General features: G+C 27.6%; 18 protein-coding genes. 5 read left to right on the top strand and 13 right to left on the bottom strand.

Features of this window, described 5'->3' with window-relative positions:
- Positions 1-255 precede the first annotated feature (255 nt).
- The 5 genes from B3603_RS04940 (at position 256) to B3603_RS04960 (ending at position 5,511) form a co-directional block, all read left to right on the top strand.
- Positions 256-1,179, top strand: a complete 924-nt coding sequence (locus B3603_RS04940; RefSeq protein ID WP_291561414.1) for a transposase — start codon at positions 256-258, stop codon at positions 1,177-1,179.
- 501 nt (positions 1,180-1,680) lie between these two features.
- Entirely contained in the window at positions 1,681-2,301 is a 621-nt protein-coding gene (locus B3603_RS04945; protein ID WP_291561416.1) for an HD domain-containing protein, read from the top strand.
- 158 nt (positions 2,302-2,459) lie between these two features.
- On the top strand, positions 2,460-3,932 hold the full coding sequence (locus B3603_RS04950) for a UDP-N-acetylmuramoyl-L-alanyl-D-glutamate--2,6-diaminopimelate ligase (protein ID WP_291561418.1): 1,473 nt from the start codon (positions 2,460-2,462) through the stop codon (positions 3,930-3,932).
- Between the two features lie 75 nt (positions 3,933-4,007).
- Complete coding sequence (locus B3603_RS04955; protein WP_291561420.1) at positions 4,008-4,940, top strand: hypothetical protein; 933 nt, start codon at positions 4,008-4,010, stop codon at positions 4,938-4,940.
- A gap of 88 nt (positions 4,941-5,028) precedes the next feature.
- Positions 5,029-5,511 carry a peptide deformylase gene (locus B3603_RS04960; RefSeq protein ID WP_291561423.1) on the top strand — a complete coding sequence of 161 codons (483 nt, stop codon included), beginning with the start codon at positions 5,029-5,031 and terminating at the stop codon, positions 5,509-5,511.
- Positions 5,512-5,632: 121 nt separating this feature from the next.
- On the opposite strand, the gene B3603_RS04965 is transcribed toward B3603_RS04960, so the two are convergent.
- From B3603_RS04965 to B3603_RS05025, 13 genes are all read right to left on the bottom strand, one after another.
- On the bottom strand, positions 5,633-6,193 hold the full coding sequence (locus B3603_RS04965; protein WP_291561425.1) for a cob(I)yrinic acid a,c-diamide adenosyltransferase: 561 nt from the start codon (positions 6,191-6,193) through the stop codon (positions 5,633-5,635).
- 300 nt (positions 6,194-6,493) lie between these two features.
- Positions 6,494-6,712 (bottom strand): hypothetical protein, encoded by a 219-nt coding sequence (locus B3603_RS04970; RefSeq protein ID WP_291561427.1) that lies wholly within the window; start codon positions 6,710-6,712, stop codon positions 6,494-6,496.
- 337 nt (positions 6,713-7,049) lie between these two features.
- Positions 7,050-8,291, bottom strand: coding sequence for an Ig-like domain-containing protein (locus B3603_RS04975; RefSeq protein ID WP_291561429.1), 1,242 nt, complete (start codon positions 8,289-8,291; stop codon positions 7,050-7,052).
- Positions 8,292-9,307: 1,016 nt separating this feature from the next.
- Positions 9,308-9,892 carry a DJ-1/PfpI family protein gene (locus B3603_RS04980; protein ID WP_291561431.1) on the bottom strand — a complete coding sequence of 195 codons (585 nt, stop codon included), beginning with the start codon at positions 9,890-9,892 and terminating at the stop codon, positions 9,308-9,310.
- Between the two features lie 516 nt (positions 9,893-10,408).
- On the bottom strand, positions 10,409-12,664 hold the full coding sequence (locus B3603_RS04985) for an excinuclease ABC subunit UvrA (protein WP_291561432.1): 2,256 nt from the start codon (positions 12,662-12,664) through the stop codon (positions 10,409-10,411).
- The gene (locus B3603_RS04990; RefSeq protein WP_291561434.1) at positions 12,645-13,106 is read right to left on the bottom strand and encodes a MarR family winged helix-turn-helix transcriptional regulator; all 462 of its coding nucleotides are present in this window, start codon (positions 13,104-13,106) and stop codon (positions 12,645-12,647) included. The genes B3603_RS04985 and B3603_RS04990 overlap by 20 nt, the downstream gene beginning before the upstream one ends.
- Before the next feature lie 301 nt (positions 13,107-13,407).
- Positions 13,408-14,394 carry an alpha/beta fold hydrolase gene (locus B3603_RS04995; RefSeq protein WP_291561437.1) on the bottom strand — a complete coding sequence of 329 codons (987 nt, stop codon included), beginning with the start codon at positions 14,392-14,394 and terminating at the stop codon, positions 13,408-13,410.
- Between the two features lie 128 nt (positions 14,395-14,522).
- Entirely contained in the window at positions 14,523-16,046 is a 1,524-nt protein-coding gene (locus B3603_RS05000; RefSeq protein WP_291561439.1) for a cell wall-binding repeat-containing protein, read from the bottom strand.
- Between the two features lie 182 nt (positions 16,047-16,228).
- A complete protein-coding gene (locus tag B3603_RS05005) occupies positions 16,229-17,173 on the bottom strand; it encodes an SPFH domain-containing protein (protein ID WP_291561442.1) in 945 nt (314 codons plus the stop codon).
- A gap of 2 nt (positions 17,174-17,175) precedes the next feature.
- Positions 17,176-17,601: an NfeD family protein gene (locus tag B3603_RS05010; RefSeq protein ID WP_291561445.1), complete on the bottom strand. Its 426-nt coding sequence runs from the start codon at positions 17,599-17,601 to the stop codon at positions 17,176-17,178.
- Positions 17,602-17,911: 310 nt separating this feature from the next.
- Positions 17,912-18,190 carry a hypothetical protein gene (locus B3603_RS05015; RefSeq protein WP_349676786.1) on the bottom strand — a complete coding sequence of 93 codons (279 nt, stop codon included), beginning with the start codon at positions 18,188-18,190 and terminating at the stop codon, positions 17,912-17,914.
- A gap of 344 nt (positions 18,191-18,534) precedes the next feature.
- The gene (locus B3603_RS05020) at positions 18,535-18,723 is read right to left on the bottom strand and encodes a hypothetical protein (protein ID WP_039633461.1); all 189 of its coding nucleotides are present in this window, start codon (positions 18,721-18,723) and stop codon (positions 18,535-18,537) included.
- Positions 18,724-18,922: 199 nt separating this feature from the next.
- A complete protein-coding gene (locus B3603_RS05025) occupies positions 18,923-20,437 on the bottom strand; it encodes a YfcC family protein (RefSeq protein ID WP_291561451.1) in 1,515 nt (504 codons plus the stop codon).
- Positions 20,438-20,940: the final 503 nt, after the last annotated feature.

Here is a 20,940-nt window from a genome sequence, read left to right on the forward strand (position 1 = left end):
AATATCTCTACTACGGACATGTTGATTTAAAGAGCATATATTGTGGAAGAAAATATAGCAGTTTTTTTAAAAATTTACTACTGTTTTAGTTATTTTTAAACTTTAGTAAAGGGACGGTTCATTAAATTTATTAGATTAGTTAATATAAAATCTAATAGATAGTGAACCGTCCCTTTGATTTAATTAAAATTAGCTTATTACTTCATAGATTTGTCAATAATTATAACAAATTATAATTATTGGAGGAATTTTTTGATGGCAAGAAGAGCAAGAGAATTATGCGATACAGGAATATATCATATTATGACGAGAAGTTTTCCAAATAAACTTTTATTTTATGACGATAAAGATAAAGAAGTTATGCTAAAAATTTTAAGAAAACTGCAGATAGAAGAAAATTTTAAAATATATGCCTATTGTTTAATGGATAATCATACACATTTTTTAATTGATATTAATGGTGGGGAATTAGGAAAAGTTATGAAAAAACTTAATTTAAGATATGGAGGATACCTTAGAAAAAGCAAAAAGCATGAAGGGCCTGTATTTAGAGATAGATATAAAAGTAAACCTATAAAAAATGATACTTATTTAATAGAAGTTTCAAAATATATACATAGAAATGCAGTGGATATTATAGGGTATAAAGATAAGACGGAAACTTATGAATTCTCTAGTTTATCACTATACTTAGGATTTAAAAAAGATAAATTTAAAATATGCGATGAAGCTTTTATTATGAGATTATTTGGCAAAACAAAGAAAAATGCAAGAGAAAATTATTATAAAACTATGTTTAAGATAACAAATGAAAGAATTAAAGAAGTCGAATTTGAAGTTGAAAAATCTGAATATAGAAGTGAAAAAGTAATTTTACTTAGAAATCTAAGTGATGAACAAATACGAAGTTTTATATGTAAGAAAACAAATACAGAAGAAATAGAACTTAATTTAAAATATAGAAGAAAAAGTCGAAAAATAAAAGCTCTCTATGTAGTATACTTAGTACAATTCGCAGGTAAAAAAGCAAAAGATATATGTAGTTTAATAGGAAATGTAACACAATCTAATATATCTAAGCTATGTAGTGATGGTATTGAATTAATTTTAAAAGATAAATTTCATAAAAGTTTATTAGATGAATTTATAGAAATGAATAGCAAAGTAATAGTATGTTAAGATAGTAATAAAAGAAAAAAATTTATTTTGAAAAATAATATTTTAATCTCATCAATGGACAAGCTGTTAAAATTATAAAAAATCACATCAAATTTTAATTACTATATAGATAGAATGATTAGTCTATAATAAAAAAATATGAGAAAGGGACGGTTCATTATTTTTTAGCATCATTTATTAATATATTTAAATATATAATGAACCGTCCCTTATATTAAAATTTATAAATAGTTAGATTATTTATCATTGAGATGAAGCCTGTAGATGTAGAAGCTGTAATACTGATAATTGAAAATATATGGTATAATTTTCATATATTAATCTATTGGATTAGTTAAATATAATTATTACAATAATTTATACTTTAAAATAAATGTTAGAGATTCGATACAATGAAAGGTTAATTAAGATTTTGCATAATAATACCAATCTAATTAATTAAATAAATATATAAATGTTTATTTATATAGAAGGATTATATTAAAGGATAAAGGTGAAATTATGAAAAACAATATATTAAATGGAGTTCCAACTTTAGAAGAGGCAAAGTTAATTTTAAAAGAAGCAGAAAGTTTAAACCCAGGTCCGTGGGTAGAACACTCTAAATATACTGGACAAGCTGCTAGATTAATAGCGGAGAATATAGAAGGCTTAAATTCAGAAGTTGCAGAAGTATTAGGAATGCTCCATGATATTGGAAGAAGAGTGGGAGTATATAAAATAAGACATAGTATAGACGGATATAATTACGCTATGGAAAAAGGATATAGTTTATTAGCAAGGATTTGTATTACACATTCTTTTCCTTATAAAAATATAAATATAATTTTGGATGAGTGGGATAGTACCGAAGAGAATTTTAGTTTTCTTAAAAGATATTTGGAAGAAGTAGAATTTGATGATTATGATAAATTAATACAACTGTGTGATGCACTTGCTTTGCCAAGTGGATTTTGTCTTTTAGAAAAAAGAATGGTTGATGTAGCTTTAAGATATGGAGTGAATGAGCTTACAATACCAAAATGGAAAGTTACTTTTCAATTAAAAGATTACTTTGAAGGAAAAATGAACAAGCCCATTTATAATGTATTACCGGATATAATTCAAAATACATTTAAATAATGTTAAAAAATTATATAAATAAATTTTGTGGTTATTAAAAGAATGAACCGTCCCTTTGTATATTAAGGATATTATCATAAAATGATTATAAAGATTATTTAATAGAACTAATTAAAGAAATAGATCTCCATTAATTAAAGAAGAATAGGAGAATTTTTATGAATATAAAAGAGTTATTATTTAAAATAGACTATGATATTTTAAAAGGGAATGATGATGCAGAGATATGTGGAATTGTGTATGATTCAAGAAGAATTACGAAGAAAAATTCATTATTTGTATGTATAGAAGGATTTAAAGTGGATGGTCATAGATTTATAGATGATGCCATTAAAAATGGTGCTACTTCTATATTAGTTGAAAAGGAAATAAAAATAAGCTCTGAAGATGTAAATATAATTAGGGTTAAAAATACAAGAAAAGTATTATCTGAAATATCAAGTTTATTTTATAATGAGCCATCAAAAGAATTAAATCTAGTTGGAATAACTGGCACTAATGGGAAGACTTCAGTATCCATTATTATTTCAAATATATTGGAAAATCTAGGTCATAAAGTTGGTACAATTGGTACTATTGATAATAGAATAGGAAATAAAATTTTAGAAGTAGAAAAGAATACGCCTACAACACCAGAATCTTTAGAACTTCAAATGCTACTTAGAAAAATGGCAAAGGAGAAAGTTCAAGATGTAATTATGGAAGTTTCCTCAATGGCATTAGAATTACATCGAGTAGATAATTGCATATTTGATATAGGAGTTTTTACAAATTTAAGTCAAGACCATTTAGATGACCATAAAACTATGGAAAATTATAAAAATGCAAAACTAAAGTTATTTACAAAATGTAAATATGCTATAGTAAATATAGATGATAGTATGTCAAAAGATATAATAAATACTGCTACAGCTAAGATATTCACGTATGGAATTAATAATAGTGCAGATTTAATGGCAAAGGATATAAGATTATCTGCTGATGGTGCAAGATTTAAAATAAGTTTTAATAAGGAAGAAAAAGAGGTAGTTATTAAAATTCCAGGCTTATTTAGTGTTTATAATTCTTTAGCAGCTATTGCAGTTTGTATTCATTTAGGATTAACACTTGACCATATAATTTTAGCACTACAAGATATAAAAACTGTAAGGGGGAGGGCAGAAGCAATAAATACAGAAGAGGGATATACTGTAATTGTTGATTATGCACATAGTCCAGATGCATTAAAGAATATTTTAACTACTGTTAAGGGTCTTGCAAAAGGTAAAGTTATTACAGTGTTTGGCTGTGGTGGTGATAGAGATAAAAGCAAACGTCCTATAATGGGGAAAATAGCAGGTGAAAATTCACAATTTTGTGTAATAACATCTGATAACCCTAGAACAGAAGAACCATTACAAATTCTTTATAATATTGAAGAGGGGATAAAAGGAACTCACTGTTCATATAAAAAAATTTTAGATAGAAAAGAAGCTATATATTTTGCAATGGATAGTGCAAAATCTGGAGATGTAATTGTTATAGCTGGAAAAGGTCATGAAACCTATCAAATTTTAAAAGATAGAACTATCAAGTCTGATGATATGGAAGTGGTAAAAGAATATTTAAAGAAGAAAGTTGGTGTTGAATAAAAATTTAAAGCTATGAAATTAAATTTTAGAAAATATTTAATATAGATTAATATAATAAGATGGGGAATTTAGGGTATGGGAGAGTTAAGAGTATTTATTAATAATAATCCAGAATTTAAAACTACAATCGAAAGTATAATAAAAAAAGAGGTCTGGGATATAGATAATATTCCATATATAAAAGTAAGTGGAAAAGGCTTTGAAGATGGACAAAAGAATATTAAAGTATATTGTGATGATGAACTTTTAATAAAAAGTATTGTTTTAGTGAAAAAAAGTGCTTTTAATTTAAAAGTTGATTTAAAAGAAATATTCCAAAGTATGAGCAACATTAAAGTAATTATAGATAGAGAAGAATATAATATTCCAGTACAGCTAAAAAACCTTTATGGAAGAGTTACTTACTTTGATGGGACACCAGTAAAAAATCCAATGGTTTTAACCAATAATGATATTAAAGTTATAGGAAATGAAGAAGGATATTATGAAGTATGTTTAGCTGAGAAAGAGGAGTATATAGCAATATTTAATAAAGATTATTCTAAAGAAGCCTTAGAATGCTGGCTATATGATGTTAATTTAATTGAGGATATGGAGTTAGATGTAAGGATAGATAAATTTGAAATTTATAGATTACACGGATGGTATGGTGAACATAGTATTAATATACATTTTGTTCCAATGTCTTTAACAAAAGTACTAGAAAATATGAAATATATAAGTAATGAATCCGATGGAAATGATGATATTTGGCCAGAAGTAAGTGAAGAAGATATAAAAGTTTATATAGGCGATATAGAACAAAAAATAGTTGCATTTAAAGAAGTTGAAGACTTTTTATACTATGAAGATAAAGGAAAGACTAGTAGACCAGCCTATTTAATTAGTGTTGCAAGAGAAACTATGGTTAATGATGTTATAAAAGTTGTTATTAATAATAAAGCATTGAAAGATAATAAAGAAATAATTGAAAAAGGTGAAAGCTATTATTTTGGATTTTTAAGATAAAGAATATTTACTTAAAGAGTCTAAATTTATAAAATTATTATAAAAAATAATTTTATAGAAATATTTATAATTTTAGGGAGAGTAAGAGATGGCTATAAGAGAAATTTTATTATTAGGTAATGAAAAATTATATCAAGTATCAAGTGAAGTTAGAAAAGAAGAATTAGAAGAAGTGAAAAAAGTAACTGAAGACTTGCACGATACTTTAATAGATTTTAGAAAAAAATATAAATGTGGAAGAGCAATAGCAGCACCGCAAATTGATGTATTTAAAAGAATTATTTATATGTATATTGATAAACCAGTAGTATTTATTAATCCTAAACTGCAGTTTGTTGATGAAGAAAAATTTGAACTTTGGGACGATTGTATGAGTTTTCCAAAACTAAAGGTTAAAGTTTCAAGATATAAAAAATGTAAAATTTGTTATAAAGATTTATTATGGAATGATTGTGAAATGTTACTTTCTGGTGACTTATCAGAATTGTTACAACATGAGTATGATCATTTAGATGGAATACTAGCAGTACAAAGAGCAATTAATGATAAATCACTTAAGATGGAAATATAAATTATGACATTAAAACAATTCACAGTTTAACATTACCTTTAACTGTGAGCTGAGGGTAAAAAATGAGATTAAAATTAATTATAAATTTTAATCTCATTTTTATAATGCTATAAATTATGCTCTATCTTAGTTCCATTATAGTTTCTTTTTTACCTTGTAGATGATTTAAATATCTAGATAATGTAAAGAAATAGTCAGATAATCTATTTATATATTTATAGCTATCCCCTACATCTATATTTCTTTCATGAATTAGTTCAACGAAAGCTCTTTCAGCTCTTCTAGTTATAGCTCTTGCTACATGTGCATAAGTCCCTTCTGGAGAACCACTGTATAAAATAAAGTGAGTTTGTGGTGGCATTGAATTAGTCATTTTATCAATAGCTTCTTCAAGAACAGTAACATCTTCTGATTTAATTTTAGGTTCTTTAAATTCTAAGGAGATTTCTACACCAGTTACATATAGTTTATGTTGAATTTCTTCTAAAAAAGTTGAAATCTCTTTTCTAGCAAAAGGTTTAATGCCTTGATTTAAACAAAGCATAGAATTTAAATATCCTACATGACTATTTAATTCATCTATATGTCCTTGAACATCAATTAACAAATCACATTTTAATAGCCTATTTCCAGCTAGGTTAGAAGTTGAACCTTTGTCTCCACCTTTTGTATAAATACCCATAGTTATCACCTCTGAAATTATATATTTATATTATTAATCTATTTTAGTATGTATTTAATTATATCTTAATTATACACTAAATTGTAGAGAAGAGAAATATTATTAATTGATAAAAGTAATTAATTAAAATGAATGTTTATTAGTAAATATCTTTAAAGAATTAATAGAATCTTAAAAAGGATTGGTATTTAAATACCAATCCTAGAGAATAATAAATTATTTATAATATATAAAATTTTATTATTTAATCTCATTAAGAGTATTATTAGCAAACACTATAGTGATTTAATAGAAGCAAGATTATAATATGGAGAAAAGAAGTAATAAAGAAAGTAGGTCATCGCCTTCATTACCAAAGCTGCCCGAATCATTACTCCAATCGTCTCTTCTACAACATCTTCTTTCGCATCTTCTTTCGCATCTTCTTTCACATCTTCTTCTACATCTTCTCCTACATCTTCTTCCGCTATCCCAACCGTCGTTAGAACCAAAAGATTCAAATAAATCTTGATTACTCATTATTAATCCCCCCAATTAATTTATAATTATTATCTGTAATGTCAAATATATGAATGGCTTGTACATTTATAATTGCTCCTAATCATAATATATACATATTATGAAAAATTGTGATTTAAGAAACACTATTATAAAAAAATATATAATAAAGAAACTAGATTAATATATAATTTTCTTGATTCCATTTTGTAATCTACTCTTTCTTCCCATACAACAAATAGGTGGTTTTAACATTTGTATCTCTCCTTTTTTATTTTGATTAGGTTAACAATGCGCACATTACCTGTCACATCAAAATAAAAAAGCGCCTACATGAGTAAGTGCTTTTTTATCTAATTTATTTACTTATTTCATATTCTCTTACTTCAAAAGATGCTATCTTATCATGTACTATATATTCTTTTACTGATTTATAAGGACTGATCTTTTTATTAAATGAATATGTTGCTAGTCCTTTACCATTAGCTCTTTCCTCAAACCAGTTTATAAATTTATTTACTTCTTCCATGCTTACATCATATTCTTTTGTAGCTCCATTTACTAGAGATATACTAAGTATTGCATTATTCTTATTTTCTTCTACTAATTTGCTTACATTTACTTCACAAGTAGCTATTAAATCAGTATTTTCTACTTTAGCTGTTATTATTGCTTGTCCTTCTTTTATAGCTGTTACGTTTCCACTTTCATCTACTTTTGCTATGCTTTCATCACTTGATGACCATATAACTTTTTTATTTGCAGTATCTTCAGGTAATACTGTTGCAGTTAGTTTTTCTGAGCTGCCTTCCATTAAATTCATAGATGTTTTGTCTAATGATATAGTCTCTGCTTTATTTGAATAATCAACAACTTCATTATATATTTCAATTTCATCTAAATCACCTTTGAATATATATGGATGCGCTTTATTTAATGTTTTTCCTATTATTAAGTTTGACGTTAAATTATTTGATTCTGTTTTCTTTGATGTTGTGCTAATATCTAGAGTATTTAGATCATCAATATACATTTTAGCTGTATTAGAATTAGTAGTTCCATCCCATGTTAATAAAACTGTGTGCCATTGTCCGTCACAAATATTTCTTGTTGAAGCTAAACGGATAAGCCTACTTGAAACATTGTAATCTCCATTATATATATTCCATACAACCTTACCTTCTGTATCTATCCCTATCCAACTACCATAAATTAATTGCTTATCTGATACAGCATTATTCAAAACTGCCATATCTTTGTTAGGAATATCATTTACTCGTACTTTGAATTTAATAGATTTTTTACCAACAGGAATAATTGAATTATCGAATTGTATATAATCACTTATCCCATTAAATCTTCTAAAAGTATTATTATCTTCAGTTATACTTATAGTGCCATTATATGTACCATTATATTGTCCTATAGTATCTATACAAGTATTTTCATCTCTTTCATCAAGTTTATAGTTCGCTATTAAATTATTGGAATAGTCCTTTTTAAGTTTGCTCTCTATAGAATCAGCTGCAAATACAGTAGCAGAACTCCCTAGCAATAGTACTAATATCATAATTAATGCAATTGTAAATTTTTTTCTCATATTATCCCCTCCACCTTAAAGTATTTCCAGTAAACATTATAAATGTTCAACATACCCATTTCAACTCAAATCATTAGACAAATAGCACTATATATTACATTATAAGTAAACTTCTTAATTTAAAATATTAACTAATTAAAATTTTTCTTTGTTTTGTATATAGATATACCTCTCTTAGCTTATCAATGTATGTAAAAAGCACCTAGTCACCTAGGCGTCTTTCTAAAATTTACTCTTTTCTAGTATCCGTAACCACATTTGTAATCCTGCTATGGTTACTACCTTTTTCCATGATTTAATATTAACATATACTTACCGAACTTGTTACAGACTTTCTCAGGCTTCTTTCCGTATTTTTTACAGATTTAATCAGTGTATTTTTTGTCAATCCATATTATTGGGGCTATCTCATTTATAATTCCTCTCTTGGTAATTTTTCAAAAGCTTTATTGTTAAAGCACAGTAGATATTCTTTCTGATTTCTTCTAACTTCTGCACTCTTTTGCGGCATAGACTTAAATCTCTTTTTATGGCTTTCTTCTATCTTTAAGTTATACTCTTTATAGATTTTAGGATAATGATTTTGAATATATATGTATTATTTTATTATTTAACTAATATACTTACTTTGCACTTTTCCTCGTAAAACAGCGTATTGTGCTACTTATACAAACATTTTTATAAATTCTTTTCTATTAACCCTTAAGATTTCATATGCTCTATCTAGTCCTTAAGATATATATTCACTATAGCTCTTACATGTTTCATTAGCTTCTTCATGTACTAACTCATAGGCTAATCCTTTAATTTCTGTTTTTATCTTATTCACTTTATATTTTCTTTTCTTAACTTCATAAAATATTTGAAATACGACGTAAAAATACCGCAAAATTCAATCTGAATAATGCGGTATTTCAATATATTGTTTATTATTTACTTGAAACTTTAAATATTAAAATTATTCATAGTCCATTCTTAGATAAATTAGAATTTATTGATATGATTTTACTCACATTCTAGCGAATTGCACCATTTTTAAAGTTATCATACCATTGTGCCATTTCTTCATCACTGTCAATCTTTAATGCTTTAAAAATTTCATAAGCAAATTCAACAGCAGCAGTTTCATTTGCAGTAATAACTTTATTGTCAACAACTATCTGTGCAGAAATATAAAATGCCTCTCCTATATATTCTTTTTGCTTTTGAAATAATTCTAAGCTATCTCCTGTATGTTTTACATTATTAAGCAATCCGTGCTTGCATAAGAAAGTAGTTGATCCACAAATAGCAGCCACAGGAATGCGTACTCCCATGAGTTTCTTAATAAAATCTGCAATTTCCATATAGTCATTTTCTTCCCATGAAAGACCACCTGGGAGAATGACCATGGCAAGATTATTAAAATTTTGATAATCATTTATCTTGTAGTCAATAGACGCATTGATACCACCCATTGATTTCTTCGGAACATCATCAATTGCAATTGTTTTAACCTCATAATCTGAAAAAGAATTGACAACTGCAATTGCATAACTTGCTTCCCAATCATTCCATTGTTCTGTCAATACAATAAGTACTTCATTTTTAATATTATTCATTATATCCTCCTGTCTCTAGGAAGGCTAAAATATACTCACCCTCCTCATTTTTTTTAGATATATAATTTTATATGACTTCATACCTATCATCTCCTTTCTTAACACTAAGATGTATATACACAATATCTTTTGTGAAATAATGTATTTTAATCTATATTATAACATATTTTTAAATACCACATTATTCAATTTTCAAAGAACATTATTCGTATTTTTAATTTAAATAGTTACGTCGTCTTTATTTCAAATTGTATAATAAAAAAATACCGTAAAATTCACTTTTGAATAATGCAGTATTCCGAGTAATGATATTTTTAATTTTTATTTAACTTTTGTATAAAATCCAATATTCTTTCTTTTCAATTTAAATCATTAATCCAAAATTCCATATTTTTTTCTTATTATTATAAAATAATACATGAGCTATGAATTATAATTAATTCATATTTTTTTTATGTTTATTAAAGGAAGCCATAATGACTTCCTTTAATAACATACAACAATCAAAATTGATATCTATTCTTTTGATATATACTCTAATAATCTTTTTCCTGTTAAGGATGAAGAACAGTTTATTATATTTTGTGGATATCCCATATATACTAGTTCTCCGCCATTAAAGCCTCCAAAAGGTCCTAAATCAATAATCCAGTCAGCATGACACATGATGCTCAAATTATGTTCCAGTGCAATAATTGTTTTTCCTCGTTCAATTAATTTGTTTAATAATACTATCAACTTTTTAGTATCTGCCTCATGTAAACCAGTGCTTGGTTCATCAAGTATATAAATCTCACCAGTATCATTTAAAAGTGTTACAGCAATTTTTAATCGCTGAAGTTCTCCTCCTGATAATGTATCCAGTGACTGACCAAGTTTTATATAGCTTAGATTTACTTCTTGAATAGTATGTAATATTTTTTTAATTTCTTTGTCTGTAAAAACAGTTAAAGCTTCTTCCACTGTAAGGTTAAGAATATCACTAATTGTATATCCTTTATATTTATAACTCAAAGCTTCTTCACTGTATCGTCTTCCACCACATAACTCACAAGTTTGCTCTACATCATCCAAAAAAGCAAGGTCTGTTTTAATTATTCCCATACCTTTACATAAAGGGCACGCTCCTTTTCCATTATAACTAAATAATGAAGGTGATTGATCATTTGCTTTGCCAAATAGGGCTCGAATTTTATCAAAAAAGCCAATGTATGTAGCTAATATTGAGCGAGAAGATGTATACACTCTTTTTTGATCTAAAAGGACACTGCTAGGATAACTATTTATGAAAAGACGTGTAATTAATGTGCTCTTACCTGAACCAGCTACTCCTGTTACAACTGTCAAGGCATTTTTAGGTATTTTTACTGATATGTTCTTTAAGTTAAACATATTTGCATTATTAAGTTCATAAAACTCAGTAAATTCTTTATTTATCATATTTATTTTATGTTTTTCAGATAAAGCAATCCCCGTAATAGTATGACTATTTAATAGGTCCAAATAGGTTCCCTCAAAAAGAATTTCCCCACCATGAATTCCTGGCTTTGGCCCCATATCAATTATATGGTCTGCTATCTTTATCACATCAGGATCATGCTCCACTATTACTACTGTATTTCCCTTATCTTTAAGCCCCTTAAATATCTTGTTTATACCAATGATATCATGAGGATGTAATCCAGTGCTAGGTTCATCAAATATATATAAAATATCACTGAGGCTACTGTTTAAATGCTTTGACATTTTAATACGTTGAGATTCTCCTCCAGATAATGTATTAGTAGTGCGGTTTAATGTCAGATAATCTAATCCAACTTCTTCCAATGTACTTAAACGTTGAAAAATATCATTAACCACTGTTTGGACTTCTTTTTCATGAATTGTCTGAATAAAAGATTTCAATTCATTTATTGGCATATTCACACAATCACCGATTGATTTTCCTTTAATCTTACAAGATAGAATCGTGTCATTCAATCTTTTTCCCTCACAGTGGGGACAAATCTGTTCTTTAATAATTTCTTCAATCTCTTCTTTGTATTGTTTTTGTTCTTTTTCTAAAAATGAACTTCTAATTCGAGGTATAACACCAATATATTTAGCTGTTTTATGCCACTTTTCTGTAGGGCTATCTGGTATTTTTTCTTTTTCATAAAGTAAAGTATTGAGTTCTAAATTAGAGTAATCTTTAATAGGTTTTTGAATATCAAAATATCCGGATTCAGTATATCGAGTTAACCTCCATCCTCCTGGTTGAAATGTAGGAAATTGAATAGCTCCTTCAGCTAAACTTTTATCAAAGTCAATTAGTTTATTAATATTAATGTCCTTAACTACTCCTAATCCTTGACACTGAGGACACATACCATTTGTGTTGTTGAAAGAAAAGTTCATTGAATAACCAACAAAAGGTTTTCCAATTCTAGAGAAAAGTAGACGCAACAAGGTGTAAATGTCGGTGATTGTTCCAACTGTTGAACGTGCATTCCCACCTATCTTTTTTTGATCTATAATAATCGATACAGGAAGATTATTAATCTTTTCAACATTTGGTCTCCCATAATGAGGTAATAGCTGTTGAATATAGGCAGAGTAAGTATCATTTAACATTCGTTGGGACTCAGCAGCTAACGTGTCAAAAATCAACGAAGATTTTCCTGAGCCGGATAATCCTGTGACTATAGTAATTTTTTTCTTTGGAATCTTTACTGATATATCCTTAAGGTTATTTTCATTTGCATGAAATATTTCAATCATTTCTTCTGTCATAGTATCTCCTCTTTTCTTCAAATACTTTGCTTAATTTGATACACATCTCAGCAAACAATACTTGCTCATCTTTAGTTAAAGTAGTTTCAGCAATCCCTGCTAAATATTCATGTTCTTTTTTAGTATTCTTTAAAAATTTGAATCCTTTATCTGTTAATTCTGTCCAAAATTCTCGTGCATCATCATTAGGTTGTTTCTTTTGTTCAATATAGCCTATTTCCTTAAGTCCCTTCAATGCCTTAGATATTTTAGAACGTGAAGCACCTAGTTTAATACTTAATTCTGAAGGCAAACTTCCCTTTGCTCGGTATAACAACTCTAATAAATCGTACTGAAACCAAGAAATATTTTCTGGGTTTACTCTATTTCTCTCAGCAACAAGTTCACATTGAAGTGTTGATAAGCCTTCTTCTAATTTAGAATTATATAATTTTTCATTCATAGACAAGTACCTCTTTAATATAAAATAGTTTCCTTTTAGAAATTATTTTATCACTTTAATAAAATGATTGCAATAAGGAAACTATTTTATACTAAAAATTAAGTGCTAGCTTATTAATCTTGTAATAAGCTAGCACTTATAATTTCCCCAAAGGCATATATAGTTTGTTATTTTGTCTTTAAATGGTTACAAAAGTTATCAAAAACCATGTAAATTCTAATTTTACGTTGCCTGATATTAAAAAATATGTATTGACTCTAGTTTTAATTTAAACACTTCTAGTTATTAGAATTAATATCTTTTACTTATGCTTCTCTATTAGTTTTTTTATTTCATTATTAACAGCATCGGGATTATATTGATGTATAGCATGACCTGCTCCATTAACAACTATTTGTTTACTATCTATTGACCATTCTTTTAAGGCTATCTGACTATTATCCCATTCAGTATCACTAGGCGCAGTTAGTATTCTAAGTGGTAAACTACCTAAATGGCCATTTTCCATCACAGTCTTTGCATTAGCTTTTGCTCCATTACCTTCGTCTATAATATTTTTGTTATACATAGTTTTTATTGCCATTCCTAAATATAATTGCTTTAAATCATCAGGTAATAACTTAATTTTTTTTGAAAAGAAATCTGTATGATAAAGTGCTAATCTTGCTATACCAGTAGATTTTAGAAACTTATACTTAGCTACTGTGCTATTAGCAATTTCCAAGCCATTTTTTGCATAATACTCAGGATTGCCACCATCTATCAATACTAACCCAGATACTTCATCTTTATAAAGCTGTGCAAATCTTATCATTTGCAATGATGCATATGAGTGTCCAACTAATATATAGGGAGATTTTTCTCCTGATTCAATAAGTGCAGTATGCATTTCTTTTACAATAGAATCCATATCTCTCGATTCATCTGTTACTTCGCTCCATCCATGTCCTGGTCTATCATAAGTAACAATTCTAGTATAATTGGAAATTTCATTATAAAGAGGATAAAAATCTGCATAAGAGTTTGGCTCATTTAATCCTCCAGTAAAAACTACAGTAGAATTTCCCTCACCTTTACTAAAAACATTAATTTTATGATTATTTACCTCAACCATCTTACCCACTGGAAGATAGTTTTTTTCATCCCTGTATCCACCTATTCTTTCATATAAACAGCCTATTAATAAAATAAAAATGACAAAAGTAAAGCCTCTCAATAAATATTGTCTAAATCGTTTTAAACCTTTTTGTTTAGTCATTTTCTTTTTCTCTATTCTCTCTAAATTCATTTCTCAAATCTCCCTCAAACTAATTTTGATAATATACAAAATTGTTTTACGTTTAAGAAGTAATCTTAACTAACATAAATCCCCCTTACTTCATACTTATTACATATTATCTATTGTTACAATGCTTTTTATTTAATTAGACTCCCTTCGTTGAATTCAATATCTAGTACACCACAAGCAATAGCTTTAGCTATAGCATTTAGTCCATATTGATTCATAATAGCAACATCTTTTACATTGTCAATAAAGCATACCTCAATATAAATAGTTTCTGCATCTGTTCCATTTATTAAGGCTAGTTCTGCATTCTTAATGCCTCTATTTCTAAATCCTAATTTGCTCATATTTTTTAATACTCTATCTGCTTCTGGTACATACTTACCCTGATATGTAAATATCTCTGTGCCATATCCAATGCCTAAATGGCTATTAAAATGTATAACAACATTCATGTCAGCATTTACACTATTACATAGTATAACTTGTTTATTAAGACTTTCATCTAAAGTAGTAGCATGATCTACAATAACTAAATTCGTCTGTTGTCCTTTTGATTTAAACTCACTATCCAATTCTTTAACAAGTTGTCTAGTTAAAACTTCTTCTTTTAAACCATTTACGCCACTAGCACCTGTATCTGCTCCGGTAAGTGTATGTCCTGCATTTAAGTTAAACATTTTAACTCCTGATTTAAATTTCTGTATTGCCGCTGTAGAAACAACACTTTCTCCTCCTAAAACAATTAAGTTAGCTTGTGTATTATATTTTTTAATACTTAAGGTTGCATTATCTGGAGTATTTGAAATAAGCACCATAGGATTACCATTCTTAGATGCTAATGCACCTCCCGATAAAGCATCCGGAAAATTTGTTCCTGTTGCAATAAATAAATTAGAAAAATCTAATTGATCTTTAAATTTATCTAATAATATTTTATTAGTTTCATATCTATTACTTCCATATAATCTTTCAGCATTAGGAAATTTATTAAGTACATTATCAGAAATAAGTGATGTTCCGCCAACTACATATGTCTTCGCAATAGAATTATTACTTATTAGATTCTCTAATGATGGATCTAAACTATGAGTTGGATTTAATAATATGGGCATTTGAAGCTTAGCTGCAATTGGTCCTACTGATAATGCGTCTGCATAATTTAATCCATAAGCAACAAAAATACCATTTTCTACTCCTACCTTTTTGGCAACTGCAACTGATGTTTCATACCTACCTTGACCAGAAATTCTTTCAACTTCAATATTTAAATCTTTAATTTCATTTTCAACCTCAGTACTTACTACACCAGTTCCACCTACTATAAATACTTTTTTAACACCTAATCTTCTTATTTCACTTAATGCATTACTATTTAGTTTATTTTTTTCTGTTAATAGTATTGGTGCTTCATATTTTTTAGCAAGTGGAGTAGCGCTAAGTGCATCTGGATAATCTGCTCCTGTAACTAAAACCGCATATTCACTATTTATCCATCCATCTGATGACACTGCTTTTGCAGTTTCATATCTTCCTTCACCAGCTAATCTTTTTATTTGAGTTTCTGCATTAACACTTAAAGTAAATAAATTAGTAATTATTAAAGTTAATGCAATAAAACAGTATATAAATTGTGTTTTTCTATTGTTTTTCATAAAATCACCTCGACTTAACACTATTCTACATTTAACTACCTTTTCCTTTTATAAAATAAAAAAATAAGGTGATTCCTATTTTAAAAAACTACCTCTAATGTATTTCTTATAATTAAAACTAAATTACATTATATCAAGTCTATCATTTATAATAAAAAATAAAAGCTAGCTTTTATTTTTTATTATTTATCTTTTGACATCTTTATTGTTTCAGCTATAGCAGATATGCTACCTAATGAAGATAGTGTATCTACAGGTAATATTAACTTATTAGCTGGGTTTTTAGATAATTCTTTTAATGCTTCTACTTGTTTTAGAGCTATTACAGTTGCATCTGTACCTGAATCAAGTATAGCTTTATTAACTTTTTCTATAGCCTCAGCATCAGCTTTAGCAATTAATTCAATTGCACTTGCTTTACCTTCTGCCTCTAATAATTGAGACTCACGTAAACCTTCTGCTCTTCTAATATTAGCCTCTTTCTCCGCTTCTGCTTGAAGAATTTTAGATTGCTTGTCACCTTCTGCTCTAGCTATAGCACTTTGTCTATCTCCTTCTGCATTAAGTATTGCTGCTCTCTTATTTCTTTCAGCCTTCATTTGTTTTTCCATCGCTTCTTGAATTTCAGCTGGTGGAACTATATTCTTAATTTCTACAGATAATATTTTTATTCCATAAGCATCTGTAATAGTATCTACAATAGTTAATAGCTTAAAGTTTATAGTATCTCTACCTGCTAATACCTCATCAAGTGTCATATCTCCTAATATATTTCTCATATTAGTTACTGTTGAATACATTATACCTGAAGTATAATTTTCAATGTTATAAACTGCATCTTTAGAATTTAATACTTGATAGAATATTACATTATCTACTGATATTTTAACGTTATCTTTTGTTATAACGTTTTGAGGTGGTATATCAAGAATTTGTTGCTTCATTGATATTTTTGCTCTTACAAAGTCAGCAAATGGAATTGTTATATGCCATCCTGGCTCTAAAACCTTATAGAATTGGCCAAATCTTTCTAAAATGTAAACATAGCCTGTGTTTACAACTTTCACTGATAATATTATAAGTAATAATACTATTACCAGTACAGTTAAAAAACCAAAAAGAATCATTGCTATTCATCTCCCTTTTTAATAATAAGTTTATTGTTCTCTATATCAACAACAATAAAACTTTCACCACTAATTATTGGTGAACCTATATTTTTTACTCTCCAATATACACCGTTCACCTTCATTTGTTCTTCTTTTATAATATCTATATTTGCTACAAATTCCTGTCCCAAATATTTTCCCATCATTAGCTTTTCTTGTTTTATATTCTTTTTAATATATTTTCTAGAGTATTTTAATCCTAGTACAATTGAAATTCCGCCTATCATTACAGCAATAAAAACTTGCACAGGAAATACTACCAGAAAACCTAATAAAAAAGCTGGTATAAAGCCTATAATAAGCCAGGAATAAACAAAGTCACTTGTAAGAAAGTCAATGACTATAACAAAAGCTGTTAATAGAAGCCAAATCCAATTAATTTCCATCCCACTCACCTCATTTTATACTATAATAATATTATATATTACTTTTAATGAATTATTAGTAATTATCTTTAATATAATAATATCCTATATTTCAACAAAATGCAATATAAACTTTATAAAGCGGTATGCAAAAACTTATATAATAATATATATTATCACATATAACAAGCATGATAATAAACATATTATAAAAATAAAAAGTTTAGTCCTAGATTAATAATAATTTTAGAACTAAACTCTACTTTTATAAATTAAAGTACTCATTAATACTGTCAATAGCTACAGTAACCATTTTATCTATATCTCTTTCTTAGATACAGTAAGAAGGCATAAAATAAATTATATTTCCTAAAGGCCTTAGTAAGGCACCCTTTTTTAAAGCAGTTTTGTATATGTTATAGCCTACACGGCTTTTAAGTGGAAATGTGTCTTTAGTTTTTCTATCTTTAACTAATTCAATTGCGCCTATCATTCCTATTTGTCTAAACTCTCCTACATAAGGATGATTTTTTACATTTCTATCAGCTAAGCTTTTTATAAGTGCAGATTTATCTATGTTTTTTTCTATAATATTTTCTTCTTCAAATATTTTTAATGTTTCACAAGTGCCCTTCCCTCACTATAGTCACCATAAAAACTATTATATATTTCTTCTATTGTTAGAACTGCTGACATCCCCATATATCCGATACAAAAGGTATTGGTATTTTGGTAAATGCTTCAATAGCTGTAAGCGCTCCAAAAATGGATATTAAAATTAAACTCTTTATCCCACCTCTCATTGTAAACCTTGATTTAATTTTAATTTTACAATTATAATTTAACACTAATCGAAAGCATTATAAACTTATATATTAAAATTTATTTATAATATTATTTATTTATATAATTTTGTCTATAAAAAAAGAGTTTTCAAAATGAAAACTCCTAAAATTAATCTTCAAATTCCCCTAGTAATCCTTGAAGCCTTTGTGCTTGGTATCCACACTCTTTAGCCAATGCCTTAAATTCATCTTTAACATTTTTATCATCCACTTTATCAGCGTAGCTTTGAAAATCACGAACATTTTCTTGAAGGTCAACAAGTTTTAGTTTGATAACCTCTCTAGTAGAAAGCTCCATATTTTCACCTCCTCTTTTAATGTTAGTATTTCCAAAGAGAAAAAATATATATTTAAAATCAACATAATATATAAAAAAATCTAAAATTTATTTATATATATTAAAAAGTAACTAATTAAAAAAATTTATAAAACATATAAAAATAGAGTCTATCATTAAAATAATTTTTAATGATAGACTCTACATTTTATAAAAAATATTATAGAATTACTTGAACAAATAGCATTGCTATAGATAATCCACCCATTAATGCCATTAACGGTAAAATAAATTTTAGCCATTTATCATAGGTTACGTCAACCATTTCCAAACTAGCCAATATCAATCCCGTTGGAGTAATAAATGACATTAAGCCTTGTCCATACTGATATGCACTAACAATAACATCTCTTGATAGCCCAACTGCATCTGCTAGTGGAGCCATAATAGGCATTGATAAAGTTGCAAGTCCTGATGATGATGATATGAAAAATCCTAATAAGCTAAATAGTATTAAGATAACAACTATAAATAACATAGAGTTCATACCTTCAACTACTCCTGATGAGAAGTATAATATAGAGTCACTAATTAAGCCTTTTTCCATAATGATGTTAACCCCTCTAGCAACACCTACAATTAATGCAACTCCTATAAGATCTCCAGCACCAGTAACAAATTTGTCAACAAATGCTTTTTCTCCTATTCCTGAAATAAATCCTATTATTATTGCTACTGCTAAGAATAATGCAGTCATTTCAGTAAACCACCAACCCTTTGATGATACTCCCCAAATCATTACTCCAAAAGCTAAAGCGAAAATCATCAACATAAGCTTTCTTCTAAAATCAAAGTTTGGAATGTTATTAGGGTCATAATTACTTAAAAATTTATCTTCAATATGCTGTTTGTCTGCATGGATTAATGAATTTTTAGAATCAGCCTGAACTTTCTTTGCATAACGAATTATGTAGATTAAAGAAATTACTAATGATAACACTAAACCAATTCCTCTAAATGTCAATCCCTCTGTAAAGCTTATACCCGCAGCATTAGATGCTGTAACAGATGACAAAGGGTTAGTAGTTGCAAACATTGTTCCTAATGATGAACCCATATATATTGCAGCTATACATACCAATGCATCATATCCTGCAACCAAAAATATTGGCATCAATATTGGATAGAATGCTATGGTTTCCTCTGCTAAACCAAAAGTAGTACCTCCTGCTGCAATTAATACAGTTACTACGATTATTAGCATCATTTCTTTTCCTTTTGTTGCCTTTGATAAACTAGCTATTCCAGCATCAAAAGCTCCTGTATAATTAATAACCCCAATTATACCTCCAAGAATAAATACAAACATTATAATATCAATTGATTCATACACCCCTTGAATTGGTGCAGTTAATATTTCGAAAGGTCCTTGTGGATTGCTTTCTATTTTTTCATAGGTATCAGGTATAGCAATAGGTTTACTAATACTTCCACTAGTGAATTTAGATACATCAACTTTCATGTTTAATTTGTCTAATACTTCTTGTGTAGCAGGAAGTTCCTCTATTTCACCAGATGGCTTTGTAATCGTAAACATATTAGTTTCAGTGTCAAATTTTAATTTAGCATAGCTCCCAGCTGGTATTAAGTAAGTTAATGCGGCAACAAGAATTAACACAATAAATGTAACTGTAAAGGCTGTTGGAAAACCTTTCTTCTTTTTTTTGTTACTCATTTTTCTCCTCCCTCATTATGAAAATATTCTAAAAATTTGTTACAGCAACATTATACACTATGTTACAAAAATATTAAATATTTATTAAATATTTTTTACAGTATTATTTATTTTTTATATTATAAATTATATGATTAAGTATAACAGTAAAAATAACAAAAAATTATACATAATATGTATAATTAACTTGTTTTTTGGTATTAATTTAGACTGGCACCTATTTTTTATAAATTTATAATACCTATTATATATAGATATACCACTCCTTAATTTAATCTATCTCTGAAAATAATTAACACTTATTGGTATCATCCCTAAAACTACTAAATTCACAATTCACAATTCACAATTCACAATTTCGGATATTTCTCAGTGGTAACTGAGAAATTTAGAATTATTTATCTTTTAAGTTACGCAGTAACTTATTATAAAGAGAGTAGCAAATGTAGTCTCTCCTTAGTGTTAGTTAAATTTATTAGTGTTGTTCCGAGCTATGCTGCACC

Source organism: Clostridium sp. UBA2485, assembly GCF_002341865.1.
GTDB lineage: Bacteria > Bacillota > Clostridia > Clostridiales > Clostridiaceae > Clostridium_J.